Origin of the sequence: Achromobacter spanius (genome assembly GCF_002812705.1) — a bacterium.
Taxonomy (GTDB): Bacteria; Pseudomonadota; Gammaproteobacteria; order Burkholderiales; family Burkholderiaceae_B; genus Achromobacter; species Achromobacter spanius.
Genome location: NZ_CP025030.1, coordinates 4613996 through 4625909 on the forward strand (window position 1 = coordinate 4613996; position 11914 = coordinate 4625909).

General features: G+C 60.6%; 10 protein-coding genes and 2 pseudogenes. 6 read left to right on the forward strand and 6 right to left on the reverse strand.

Translation table 11 applies throughout. From position 1 onward, the window contains the following. Positions 1–2: 2 nt before the first annotated feature. Positions 3–1091 (reverse strand): alkene reductase, encoded by a 1089-nt coding sequence (locus CVS48_RS20805; RefSeq protein ID WP_100857781.1) that lies wholly within the window; start codon positions 1089–1091, stop codon positions 3–5. A gap of 214 nt (positions 1092–1305) precedes the next feature. Between CVS48_RS20805 and CVS48_RS29890 the strand changes: the two are divergent. After that, a pseudogene (locus CVS48_RS29890) lies at positions 1306–1473 on the forward strand (TetR family transcriptional regulator); the annotation flags it as partial. Between the two features lie 412 nt (positions 1474–1885). On the opposite strand, the pseudogene CVS48_RS29710 reads toward CVS48_RS29890, so the two are convergent. Then, positions 1886–2080 (reverse strand): annotated as a pseudogene (locus CVS48_RS29710) (helix-turn-helix domain-containing protein); the annotation flags it as partial. Between the two features lie 194 nt (positions 2081–2274). Between CVS48_RS29710 and CVS48_RS20820 the strand changes: the two are divergent. Genes CVS48_RS20820 through CVS48_RS20830 form a run of 3 tightly spaced genes read left to right on the forward strand, consistent with a single transcriptional unit; the run spans position 2275 to position 5971 of the window. Then, the gene (locus tag CVS48_RS20820) at positions 2275–3843 is read left to right on the forward strand and encodes a BCCT family transporter (RefSeq protein WP_100856098.1); all 1569 of its coding nucleotides are present in this window, start codon (positions 2275–2277) and stop codon (positions 3841–3843) included. Continuing rightward, positions 3840–5006: an aromatic ring-hydroxylating oxygenase subunit alpha gene (locus CVS48_RS20825; protein ID WP_100856099.1), complete on the forward strand. Its 1167-nt coding sequence runs from the start codon at positions 3840–3842 to the stop codon at positions 5004–5006. Before CVS48_RS20820 ends, CVS48_RS20825 begins: the two co-directional genes overlap by 4 nt. A gap of 2 nt (positions 5007–5008) precedes the next feature. Beyond that, a complete protein-coding gene (locus CVS48_RS20830; RefSeq protein WP_100856100.1) occupies positions 5009–5971 on the forward strand; it encodes a PDR/VanB family oxidoreductase in 963 nt (320 codons plus the stop codon). A 191-nt stretch (positions 5972–6162) separates the two neighbouring features. Here the strand turns inward: CVS48_RS20830 and CVS48_RS20835 are convergent, their stop codons facing one another. Continuing rightward, complete coding sequence (locus CVS48_RS20835; RefSeq protein ID WP_197723144.1) at positions 6163–7908, reverse strand: ATP-binding cassette domain-containing protein; 1746 nt, start codon at positions 7906–7908, stop codon at positions 6163–6165. A gap of 268 nt (positions 7909–8176) precedes the next feature. Between CVS48_RS20835 and CVS48_RS20840 the strand changes: the two genes are divergently transcribed. After that, complete coding sequence (locus CVS48_RS20840) at positions 8177–8527, forward strand: nucleotide pyrophosphohydrolase (protein WP_100856102.1); 351 nt, start codon at positions 8177–8179, stop codon at positions 8525–8527. Between the two features lie 35 nt (positions 8528–8562). Here CVS48_RS20840 and CVS48_RS20845 read toward each other — a convergent pair whose 3' ends face one another. Further along, a complete protein-coding gene (locus CVS48_RS20845) occupies positions 8563–9309 on the reverse strand; it encodes a glucose 1-dehydrogenase (RefSeq protein WP_100857782.1) in 747 nt (248 codons plus the stop codon). A 132-nt stretch (positions 9310–9441) separates the two neighbouring features. Between CVS48_RS20845 and CVS48_RS20850 the strand changes: the two genes are divergently transcribed. Then, complete coding sequence (locus CVS48_RS20850) at positions 9442–10323, forward strand: LysR family transcriptional regulator (protein WP_100856103.1); 882 nt, start codon at positions 9442–9444, stop codon at positions 10321–10323. Positions 10324–10467: 144 nt separating this feature from the next. Here CVS48_RS20850 and CVS48_RS20860 read toward each other — a convergent pair whose 3' ends face one another. After that, the gene (locus CVS48_RS20860; RefSeq protein WP_100856104.1) at positions 10468–11067 is read right to left on the reverse strand and encodes a TetR/AcrR family transcriptional regulator; all 600 of its coding nucleotides are present in this window, start codon (positions 11065–11067) and stop codon (positions 10468–10470) included. 51 nt (positions 11068–11118) lie between these two features. Beyond that, positions 11119–11913, reverse strand: a complete 795-nt coding sequence (locus tag CVS48_RS20865; protein ID WP_100856105.1) for an SDR family NAD(P)-dependent oxidoreductase — start codon at positions 11911–11913, stop codon at positions 11119–11121. Position 11914: the final 1 nt, after the last annotated feature.

Sequence of the window (11914 nt, forward strand, 5' to 3'; positions counted from 1 at the left end):
GATCAACGGGCGTCAGCCAACGCCGGGTAATCGATGTAGCCTTGCGCGCCGCCGCCATACAGCGTGGCCGGGTCCAACTGCGCCAGCGGCGCGCCCGTCTTCAGGCGCTGCACCAGATCCGGGTTGGCGATGAACGGACGCCCAAACGCAAACAGATCGGCACGGCCTTGCGCAAGCTGGGTGGCGGCCAGGTCCAGGCCATAGCCGTTGTTCGCGATATAGGTGTTCGTAAAGCGCCGGCGCAGCGAACCGTAGTCAAACGGCGCCACGTCGCGCGGGCCGCCCGTGGCGCCTTCCACCACATGCAGATAGACCACGCCCAGCGCATTCAGTTGGTCGGCAATGTAGTCGTACTGCGCCTGCGGGTCGCTGCACGAGATGCCATTGGCGGGCGATACCGGCGAGATCCGCACGCCTGTGCGGTCAGCGCCAACCTCTGCGGCCACCGCCTGGACGACTTCAAGCAACAGCCGGGCACGGTTCTGCACCGAGCCGCCGTAAGCATCGTCGCGGTGGTTGGCGCCGTCCTTGGCGAACTGTTCAAGCAGATAGCCGTTGGCGCCGTGAACTTCCACGCCGTCAAAGCCCGCCGCGATGGCGTTGGCCGCCGCCTGGCGAAAATCGTTGATGATGCCGGGCAGCTCGTCCAACGCCAGCGCGCGCGGGGCGGACACCGGTTCAAAGCCATTGTTCACAAACGTCTTGGTCTCGGCGCGGATGGCGGACGGCGCCACGGGCTCGGCTCCGTTCTCTTGCAAGTCCACGTGCGACACGCGGCCCACATGCCACAACTGCAGAAAGATCTTGCCGCCCTTGGCGTGGACAGCCTGCGTCACCTGGCGCCAGCCCTCAATCTGCGCAGGCGTGTAGATCCCCGGCGTGTCCTGGTAGCCCTGCCCCTGCCGGGAGATCTGCGTTGCCTCGGCAATCAACAACCCTGCCGACGCACGCTGGCTGTAGTAGGTCGCGGCAAACTGGCTGGGTACGAAGCCCGCTTCCGCGCGGTTGCGCGTCAGCGGCGCCATCACGATGCGGTTGGAAAGCGTCAGAGGGCCCAGTTGATAGGGCTGGAACAAAGCGTTGTCGGTCATGTTGAGGTCCGTCGAAGAGGGTTGGGCGCCGGGGCCGAAGGCAGGTTCTGGTGCCGACGGCGCCAGCGCTGGATGCGCCAATGCCAGCAATGATGATGATCAACATCTAAATCGTCAAGCACTTTAATGATGATCGACATCAATGTATATTCAGCACCTGCACACAGCATTAACTAGCGGCACGCGATGACGGCCACGATATGAAGGACAGCAAATGAGAGTCACCAAGGCGCAGGCGCAGGCCAACCGGGCGCATATCGTCGAGACCGCATCGGCCCTGTTCCGAGAGCACGGCTACGACGGCGTGGGTGTGGCTGAATTAATGGCGGCCGCCGGTTTCACCCACGGCGGCTTCTACAAACACTTCCGGTCCAAGGCCGACCTGATGGCGGAGACCGCCGCGTCGGGGCTGTCGCAATCCCTGGCCATGACGGGCGACATGGACCTGGCCAAGTTCATCAGCGTCTACGTATCACGCGCGCACCGCGACGGGCGCAGCGCGGGCTGCACCATGGCCGCCCTGTGCGGCGACGCCGCGCGCCAATCAGACGACGTCAAGGCCACCTTTGCGGCGGGCATCGAAGACATGCTGGCCGTGCTGGGCCGGGACGACGCCACGCCGCAGGACGCTGACCCGAAGCTCGCCCGCGCCAAACGCATCGACTTGCTTGCCCATGTGATTGGAGCCGTCGCCTTGTCGCGCGCCTGCCCTGACGATTCCCCGCTGGCCGACGAAATCCTGGAGGCCTGCCGCAGTGAATTGATTGCATCCCTGGCGCCGAAAGCCGGCGCTCATAGCGCAACCAGATCCAATTCACGTCCAGAAACGCCGCCAGCTTGCGCAGCTTTTCATAGTCGATTTCTCCGCCCTTCGTCCATTTATGCACGCCCGGGCGCGAAACATTGAGCGCGGTCGCCACAGCCTGCAGCGACAGCTTCTTGTGCTCAAGCAGCTCTTTCAGTCGGAACGCGAAGCTGTCTTCCTTCATGAACCACCCCCCACGCCATCGCAGGTGTGACAAAAACCAGTCGTTACAAACGCGCCGCTTTCCGATCGATGCTTGTGCATGGGCAGAGTTCTACCTAAAGTTCCGGTCATTTACTTGTTAAGTAATAGTTAATGTAAACCGTTGGTTTACAGACAACAAGCTACCGTGCGCAACGACGCATCGGAGGAGACAACGTGAAAACATCCGCGCCACGCCGCGACGGGTTCCTGACCCTTTGCACGCTTACCGCCGTGCTGCTTACCGTCATCGCCATGGTTCTGTGGCCCGCCGAAGCGGCAGCCACCGCCACCGTACTGTTCGACTGGACCACACGCTCGTTCGGTTCCCTGATCCAGATATTCGTCTTCGGCTGTGTCATCGCCTGCATCGGGCTGGCGTTCAGCAAGTACGGCAACGTGCGCTTGGGTGAAGGCGAACCCGAATACTCAACGCTGTCGTGGATCTTCATGTTCATCTGCGCCGGCATGGGGTCGTCAACCCTGTATTGGGGCGTGATGGAATGGGCCTACTACTACCAGTCGCCGGGCCTGAACGTGGCCGCCGGCTCGCGCGAGGCGCTGGAATACAGCATCAGCTATTCCTTCTTCCACTGGGGCCTGAGCGCCTGGGCGGTGTACGCCCTGCCCTCGCTGGCCATGGCCTACCACTTCCATGTACGCAAGAACACGGGCTTGAACCTGGCGTCCATCATCCAGGCCATTACGGGGTTTCGCGCAACGGGTCCCGTCGGCCGCGCGGTGGACCTGATCTTCCTGCTGACGATGTTCGGCGCGCTGACGGTGTCCATCGCACTGACCGCATCGACCTTCACGCGCGGCCTGTCCAGCCTGCTTGGCACACCCGATACCTTCAGCATGCAGGTCATCGTGATCGTCGGCGTGTCGGCCCTGTTCTCGGCCAGCGCCTACATCGGCATCGCCAGCGGCATGAAACGGCTTAGCCATATGGTCTGCTGGGGCGCGCTGCTGCTGGCCGCCGCTGTGTTGCTGGTGGGGCCAACCCAGTTTTCCGGCAACAACATCGTCAACGGCCTGGGCTTGATGCTGCAGAACTACATCCGCATGAGCCTCTTCACCGACCCCGCTGGCGATGGCGCCTTCAACCGTGGCTGGACGGTGTTCTATTGGCTGTGGTGGGTGTCGTATTCGCCGGGCGTGGCGATGTTCGTGGCCCGCGTATCCAAGGGCCGCAAAATCAAGGAAGTGATCTACGCGCTCTTGCTGGGCGGCAGCGCCGGATGCTGGTTCTTTTTCGGCGCGCTGGAAAGCTATTCCATGCACCAGTTCATGTCGGGCGCTATCGACGTGCCCCGCATCCTGAAGGAGCACGGTGGCGAAACCGCGGTGGAAATGCTGTTGAGCGCGCTGCCGGCCGGCTGGCTATTCCTGGCCCTGTACCTGGCAATCATGATCGTCTTCCTGGCGGCCCACGTGGATGCCGTGGCCTACGCCGTGGCCGCCACCACCACCCGCAACCTGTCCGAAGGCGAAGACCCCACGCCCACCAGCCGCGTCTTCTGGTGCATTGCGCTGACGCTGGTGCCGCTAGCGATGCTGTTCACCAAGGCATCGCTGGAAACCATGAAGACCGCCGTGGTGCTGACGGCCATCCCCTTCCTGTTCATCCTTGCCATCAAGCTGTTCGGCCTGTTCCGCTGGCTGATACAGGACTACGGCGACACCCCCGCGCACCTGATCGAATCGCCCAGCCAAGCTGTTTTTATTCCCAGGAGATCATCATGAACCTCATCGCCAAGCTTCCCGCCAACTTCTGCGCCGACGAAGAAAACGCCTGGACCTTGCCCGCCTCGTACTACACGAAGGACGCCGTCTTCGACTACGAAAAGGAAAAAGTATTCGCCAACGCCTGGATCTGCGTGGCCCACCGTAGTGAACTGGCCGCGCCCAACGACTACGTAACGCGCGAAATCATCGGCGAAAGCATCATCGTGCTGCGCGACCGCGAAGGCATCCTGCGGGCGTTCTACAACGTCTGCCCGCACCGGGGCCACCAACTGATGCAAGGCAGCGGCCGCGCCAAGAACGTCATCACCTGTCCGTATCACGCCTGGACCTTCAAGCTGGATGGCGAGCTGGCCCTGGCCCGCAACTGCGACAACGTGCCCAACTTCAACCCCGACAAGGCCAGCCTGGTCCCCGTGCGGGTCGAGGAAGCCGCCGGCTTCATCTTCATCAACATGAACCCCGACGCCGGCACTGTCGAAGAGCAACTCCCCGGGCTCGAAGCCCGCCTGCGCGCCGCCTGCCCGGTAGTGGACGACCTGCACCTGGCCGCGCGCTTCGTCACCAACACGCCCGCCAACTGGAAGTCCATCGTCGACAACTACCTGGAGTGCTACCACTGCGGCCCCGTGCACCCCAGCTTCGCGGACTCCGTCCAGGTCGACAAATACCAGCACACGATGCACGGCAACTGGACGCTGCAATTCGGCCTGGCCAAGTCGTCGGAAAAATCCTTCAAGGTGGATCCCTCGGTAAAGGACCCCAGCTTTGCCGGTTTCTGGGCTTGGCCATGCACCATGTTCAACGTGCCGCCGGGCGCCGACTTCATGACCGTCATCTACGAATTCCCCGCCAGCGCGGGCGTCACGCTCCAGCACTACGAGATCTACTTTCTGAACAAGGATCTGACTGAAGAACAGCAGAAGCTGGTTGAGTGGTACCGCGACGTGTTCCGCCCCGAAGACCTGCGCCTGGTGGAAAGCGTGCAAAAGGGATTGCGGTCCAGGGGCTACCGTGGGCAGGGCCGCATCATGGTCGACCGCCAGCGCAGCGGCATCAGCGAACACGGCATCGTGCATTTTCATCGCAAGCTGGCCACGGAATACGAGGGAACCTCATCTGCCAACACTTCCCTGCCCTTGTTCCAGCGCACCCCCGCCTGAGCATGAGCACCCAATCGACCTTGCGGGTGCGGGTTGCGCGCATCGAGCACGTGACCCCGCTGATCAAGCGCTACACCCTGGAAGCCCTGGATGGCGGCGCGTTGCCGCCCTTCACGGGCGGCAGCCACATCATCGTGCAACTGCGCGACGGTAGTCGTCATTACAACAACGCCTACTCACTGATGAGCTCGCCCAACGCGCTGGGCAACTACCAGATCGGCGTGCGCCGCGAAACGCCGTCCAAGGGCGGGTCTGCCCTCCTGCATGACAAGGTGGCCGAGGGTGATGCACTCAGCATCACCCCCCCGAACAACTTGTTCGCTTTGGACCAAGCCGCCCGCCACCACGTCCTGATCGCGGGCGGCATCGGCATCACGCCCTTCATGTCGCAATTGCATGACTTGCACCAACGCGGCAGCTCGTACGAACTGCACTACGCCTTCCGCGCTGACAAACACGGCGCCTTTCGGGATGAGCTGGCCGGGCTTTGCGGGGATCGCGTCCGTTTCTATGTCGACAGCAAAGGCCAGCGGCTGAACTTGGCGGGCCTGTTGGGCGGCATGGAACGCGGCGCACACGCCTACGTATGCGGCCCCGGACCACTGATCGATGCCGTGCGCGGTGCCGCGCAAGCCGTCGGCGTCGAGTCGGCGCGCGTGCACGTCGAGCAGTTCGCCGCGCCCAAGCAAACAGGCGGCGCTTTCACCGTGGTGCTGGCGAAATCCGGCAAGACGGTAGAAGTGGCCGCCGGCGAATCGATCCTGAACGCCATCGAACGCGACAGCACCGTGCCGGTGGAATGCCTGTGCCGCGAAGGCGTATGCGGCACTTGCGAGACCCGCATACTGGAAGGCGAAGCCGAACACGCTGATCAGTATCTCAGCCATGCCGAAAAGGCGGCGCAGAAGACGATGCTGATTTGTGTGTCACGAGCCAAAGGCGGAAGGATTGTGCTTGATTTGTAAGGCAGCGCTGCCACGACGACCAGCCACCGGGCAGCACCTTTCCTTCGTCGCGATGCTGCGAAGGCTGGATGCCCCTGCCCTTTACCTCCGCAAAGAATCCCAAGCGATTACGGATTTGTTTCTTAATGGAGCGAGAAAAAGGTAAGAACGTAAGACCGACGAAGCCCTAGGGGGATCTGGACCCTGGGGGCTTAGTCGGCGGCCTGCGGGATGCTCAGCTCCCCGATAAAACTGCGATATGCAGTATTGGTCGACAACAAAACTTCGTGCGTGCCCGAATGCACAGCGCTTACCGAAGCCAAAAAGAAAACGCGCGAAGAAGGCTTGATCAAAGACACGTCATGAGTGACGAAGACGCATGAGCAATGTGCCGTGACTGTTTCGATAGCGGCTAGCACACGTTCACGATTCACTCTATCCAATGCTGCGGTCGGCTCATCCAGCAGTAACAGGCCAGGCCTCCTCAACAAAGCACGCGCTACCGAAATGCGCTGTCTTTCACCTCCGGACAACCTGCCCCCACGCTCGCCCACCGTCGGTTCTCCCTCGGCACGGTGACGGTCTATTACCTCATCCAATCCGAGAGCCGAAATGACTCTTGTCACTTCTGAGCTCTGCCCGTCAAAGCCAAACGCAATATTCTCAAAAATTGTCCAGTCAAAAAGCAGGCAATCCTGCTGAACAACTGCAACGCCCTCCCTAATCGTTTGCAAATTGCTCGCAGACACTCTTTCACCGTTAATCAAGTAATCCCCGCTCGCGGGCAGCACCATGCAGGAGAGAAGATTGATTAGAGTCGATTTACCGACACCAGACGGTCCGACTATGAAAACCGTCTCTCCCGGTCTAATTTCGATATTCAGCCGAGAAAGCACCGACCTCCCATTGATCTCAACCTGAACATCAGATAGCTGAACCGTGTAAGGAACGACCTTTTCCTTGGGGATATCCGCCTTGATCGCTGGCGTTTCTATCGCAAATAGATCGGCTAGTAAGCGTGCCTCTCCCAATGAAGCATGAACATCGCGATAAACGCGGGCGAACGTTTCGACCGGCTGCAGCAATCGAATAATATAAGCATTGAGCAAAACTAGTTCACCAATGCTCAGCCCCCCTTCTCCAGCACTGACGGCTCCTCTCCAAAGCACACCTAGTACGACCGCGCCGAACACCAGTGCTTGCATGCACCCGTAGTAAACACGCTGCCTGAACGTGATCGCCCATGCTTTGTCATTGGTTTTCAACTTGTCGTTAAGCACACGTGAGAAAGCCGAGTGCATATTGGATTGCTGGACAAGTGCCGCATTTGAGACGCTATCCAGCGCAAAACTCCACGCCTCCACGCCACGTTCCATAGCTTCTTCTGTCGTGGCACGTATCTTTTCGGCGGATATATTCGCTATAGCCCCGTAAAAAATGAGAGCAAAGAACAAAATCACAGCAATCCAAAAGTCAATCATGAACGCTATCACTGAAGCAGCGATCACTAGTTCACAAAGCGTCGGAATCAGAAAAAAAGTCAGGTTCGAAGTGATGTCTCGGACGGTGTCCAAGCCGCGTTCGACAACTCTTCCGATCTCGTAGGTCGAATGGTCTTTGAGACGATAAAAAGGTAGCGAAACTGCATGTTCAAAAACCTGGGTGGTTAGCTGTCGCTGCAATCTCAAGTTCAAAGGGCCGAATGTCAGCCATTGGATTTGCTCCAAGATTCCGACGACCATGAAGCCCAGACCGAAAGCAATAACGTAGTTCACTCCCTTTCCGATGCTTTCTCCGCTTGCAATCTCGTCAACGCCTTTAGCAAAAAATATAGGGAAAATTGCAGACCCGATGGCAGTCGCAGCGACGGACAAGAGCACTAGGATCAGTAGATAGCGCTGCTTTCGGCTCCTTATCATGATTGATAGGATGGATTTATTGATTTTGGAAAAGCCCATCACCTCTCCTTTCTTGCGCTAGAGAGCGTTGAAACCTACCACACTTGGCGCCCGAACCGCCCAAACAAAAACCTCGCCTCAAAATTTCTTAATAGTTCGACCTAAATTTCGTGATTTTTAGGATATTGATTTATTAAAAATAAGCATAGGTTTCAGGTACTGAAATTTGGTGCACTCGTTTATTTTCTTCGTCCAATAGACTGACTTCCTTGCCACTCTCTGGGGTCATTTGAGATACGCTTGCAGGTCGCTTCCCCCCTAGCTCACCATGACCGACACCCTTCAAGACCTTAGCCAGCAACAACGCGAATTTGCCCGAGCCCGCCATTGGGAGCAGTTCCATTCGCCCAAGAACCTGGCGTCCGCGCTGATCGTGGAAGCGGGCGAACTGCTTGAACACTTCCAGTGGCTGACCGAAGAGCAAAGCCGCGCGCTGCCCCCAGAGAAACTCGAAGCCGTGGGCAGCGAGATCGCGGATGTGCTGCTTTACCTGATCCAACTCAGCAACGTGCTTGGCATCGACCCCGTGAAAGCCGCGCAGGCAAAGATTCCGCTGAACGCGCAGAAGTACCCCGCCGACCGCGCGCGGGGTAGCAGCAAGAAATACGATGAGCTTTAATCCTTCACGAGTGTGACGCCTGACTTGTGCCCCCCTCAGCGCATCCCTCCCGCCCCCAGGATTACCTCGCCCGTCACCCACCCCGCCTCGTCGGACGCCAGGAACGCGACGATCGACGCAATATCCTCAACCTTTCCGACGCGGCCCAGCGGCGTCTGGCCTACATTCCACGATTCAAAGTCCGAGCCCATCACGCCAGCTGCATGAGTACCTTCGGTTTCGATCAGGCCGGGGTTGACCGCGTTGACGCGGATGCCTCGGGGGCCGAGTTCGCGTGCGAGCACGCCGGTAATGGCGTCAATGGCTCCCTTGGTGCCGGTGTAGATGGCGCTCTCGGCGGGCAGCACGCTCGTCACGTTGGAACTGATGTTGATGATGCTGCCGCCCTGGCCCAGATGCCGCGCGGCGGCGCCGGCAACCAGCAGCGTACCCAGCACGTTGATATCGAACTGCTGTCGGTACAGGGCTTCGGTGGTGTCTTCGATCTTGGCGAACTGGTAGATGCCCGCGTTGTTCACCACGATGTCCAGCCGCCCGAAGTGCTCGATGGCCGACCCGACCAGCGCCTCGACGTCCGCCTGCTTGGTGACATCCGCTGCCACCGCCACCGCCGTCCCGCCAGCGGCTTCGATGTCGGCCACCACCTTGTCGGCACCGCTTCGGCTTGAAGCGTAATTGACGATGACCTCCGCGCCATCGGCCGCGAGCCGACGCGCGATGCCCGCGCCAATGCCCTTCGATGCGCCCGTTATCAGGGCGACTTTGTCTTTCAACTTGCTCATGTCTTGCGATTCCAGAATCGGCTGGGCCGGGATGGTCCAGCTCGGCGAAGCCGTCATGGTGATCGGAATAGAATTGTTTGCGAACTGCCATTTCTGTATATTTGCCGTTCAGTTTTGAACGGGAATCACAGCATGGAATGGAGCGACGTCCGGATCTTCCTGGCGGTGGCCCGTGGCCAATCCTTTGGCGAAGCCGCACGGCGCCTGGGCGTGAGCCATCCCACCGTGGGCCGCCGTATCAAGGCGCTGGAAGACGAAGCCGAACAACCCCTCTTTCGCAGAACGAAAGACGGGCTGGTGCTGACGGACGCGGGGGACGCCGTGATGGCGTTGGCGGAATCCATGGAGAATTCCGCGCTGTCTATGGAAAGACGGCTGGCGGGCAACCACGAACGCCTGGAAGGCATTTTGCGGATATCGTCGGCCGAGTGGTTTGCGGGCTATGTGCTGGCGCCTGTCCTGGCCGAACTGACCCGCCGCCATCCCGCCGTCGTGGCCGAGGTGATCGCCAGCTACCGGTTGCTTGATCTATCACGCCGAGAAGCCGACGTGGCCTTTCGTATCGTGCCCTTTACCGAACCAGACATCGTTCAACGCCGCCTGATGACGGTTTCGTACGGGCTATATGGTTCGGCAGACACCGCATCCGCCATGCAGCACGATCCGTCTTCAGTGGGACTGATTCTGATGAACACGGCACAGTCCCACTTTCCGGATGTCGCATGGCTGCTGGATAGGTTTCCGCAGTCTTCCCGCGTTTTCACCAGCACAAGCCGGGCTGTTCAAGCGCAAATGTGCGCACGCGGCATGGGTATCGCCGTGCTGCCCAGACCGCTTGGCGATGCCGTGCCTGGCTTGCAGCGCATCGACATGCCGGACAAGCCGCCAAGCAGGGATATATGGGTGGGCTACCACCACGATCTGCGGCATATGGATCGCTTGCGAGCGATGCTGGATATCGCGGATGCGCTGCTGTCGGATGCCGCAACTGACGTACAACGCGCGCAGCCTTAACAGAACGCTATCTTTCGGACCCAGACGTTCGACCGCGACCTGACCTCTGACAAGGAGCCGCACTTCCATCGCGGCAACTTCTGCAGCGTGATCCGTTGCTCACACTGGCACGGTTGAGCGAATTTACGTCGTTCTTCCGTTTGATCAACGGGCCGGGCTGGCATCGTCAAGCAAAGCCAGCGCGGGCCGAACCAAACCGCGCAGCAACTCCGGTTCCGGTCGCGAACGCGCCAGCACGCGCAGGCCCATCAGCAAGCCGAGCAGCATGCGCGCAAGATCCTCTGCCGGCTGCGTGGCGTTGATGGTGCCGGCCGCTTGCCCCGCCTGCACGCAGCGCAGGAAGAAGGCTTCCATATCCCGCAGCACAAGGGCCAGCGCCTGCTGGAACTCGGCATCGTGCGGAGACAGCTCCAGCGCCGAATTCACGATCATGCAACCCTTGCGCTGTTCGTCCGCCAGCGATAGTTCAATGATCTCGTCAAAGAACGCGCCGATGGCCTCGCGAGGCGTCAATTGCGACTCAAAGCGCCTGACCCGTTCGCAAAAGCCACGCTCGACGTAATGCGCAAGCGCCCGCTGGTACAAGCTGCGCTTGTCTCCAAAGGTGTTGTACAGGCTGGGGCCAACGATCCCCATCGCAGCGGTCAGGTCGCGAACCGACGTGGCTTCATAGCCGCGCGACCAGAAGCATTCGATGGCGGCGTCAAGCGCCGCCGCTTCGTCAAACTGCCTGGGGCGCGCCATGTGGGCTCCTAAGCGACTGCGTGGCGCAGCCAGCCGGTGAACGCAACGCCATCATAGTGCGCGGTGGTCCTTGACTGCGTCTTCCAGCGCCGGCTTGAGCGTCAGAAACCGCGCATCAACGGCGGCGGGATCCTGCCGGTTCAGCGCGATCATCTGCGCGCGTGTCTCGCCGCCTCGGATGACCTCGAAAGCGTCCGTCTCGATTCCCTGGACGATGGCCTCGGCCACCGCGGAAGCAGGCTCCCGCGAAAACCCCAGTTCCGGGCCGGCGCGGTTGGATTGCATCATGGGCGTATCGGTCCCGCCCGGATAGGCCGTCAACACATGGATGCCTTCGCCTTTAAGCTCGCGCCGAAGCGACTCGCCGAAATGCGCCAAGCCCGCTTTCACGGCTGCGTAGGTCGTGTAGAACGGCGCCCCCACCAGCGCGATGCCAGAGGTCACGTTCACCACCATGGCATCACCGCTGGCCCGCAAGGCCGGGATCGCGGCGCGGGTCAGCAAGATCGGCGCAAGCAGGTCCACGGTCACCATCTGCTCGATGTCGGCCTCTGCCGTACTTTCCAAACGGCCAGCGCGCACGCCGCCCGCGTTGTTGATCAGGATGTCGAGCCCGCCCAAGGCCGCAACGGCCTTGTCGAGCGTAGCGATGCGTCCTTCGGTTGTTCCTACGTCGGCGCAAACCCCCGTGGCTGAATCCAGACCGCGCAGCGCATCATCCAGCACGCTTTGCCGCCGCCCCGTGATGACCACCCTGGCGCCGCGCGCCGTCAGCGCATGGGCCAGCGCAAGGCCGATGCCGCTTGATCCGCCTGTGATCAGAGCCCGTTTGTTCTTCAGATCCATC

Bases quoted from the DNA above. Each gene is read 5' to 3' on its own strand.
- CVS48_RS20805 (WP_100857781.1), bottom strand. From the start codon at position 1,091: ATGACCGACAACGCTTTGTTCCAGCCCTATCAACTGGGCCCTCTGACG.
- CVS48_RS20825 (WP_100856099.1), top strand. From the start codon at position 3,840: ATGAACCTCATCGCCAAGCTTCCCGCCAACTTCTGCGCCGACGAAGAA.
- CVS48_RS20830 (WP_100856100.1), top strand. From the start codon at position 5,009: ATGAGCACCCAATCGACCTTGCGGGTGCGGGTTGCGCGCATCGAGCAC.
- CVS48_RS20835 (WP_197723144.1), bottom strand. From the start codon at position 7,908: ATGGGCTTTTCCAAAATCAATAAATCCATCCTATCAATCATGATAAGG.
- CVS48_RS20840 (WP_100856102.1), top strand. From the start codon at position 8,177: ATGACCGACACCCTTCAAGACCTTAGCCAGCAACAACGCGAATTTGCC.
- CVS48_RS20845 (WP_100857782.1), bottom strand. From the start codon at position 9,309: ATGAGCAAGTTGAAAGACAAAGTCGCCCTGATAACGGGCGCATCGAAG.
- CVS48_RS20850 (WP_100856103.1), top strand. From the start codon at position 9,442: ATGGAATGGAGCGACGTCCGGATCTTCCTGGCGGTGGCCCGTGGCCAA.
- CVS48_RS20860 (WP_100856104.1), bottom strand. From the start codon at position 11,067: ATGGCGCGCCCCAGGCAGTTTGACGAAGCGGCGGCGCTTGACGCCGCC.
- CVS48_RS20865 (WP_100856105.1), bottom strand. From the start codon at position 11,913: ATGGATCTGAAGAACAAACGGGCTCTGATCACAGGCGGATCAAGCGGC.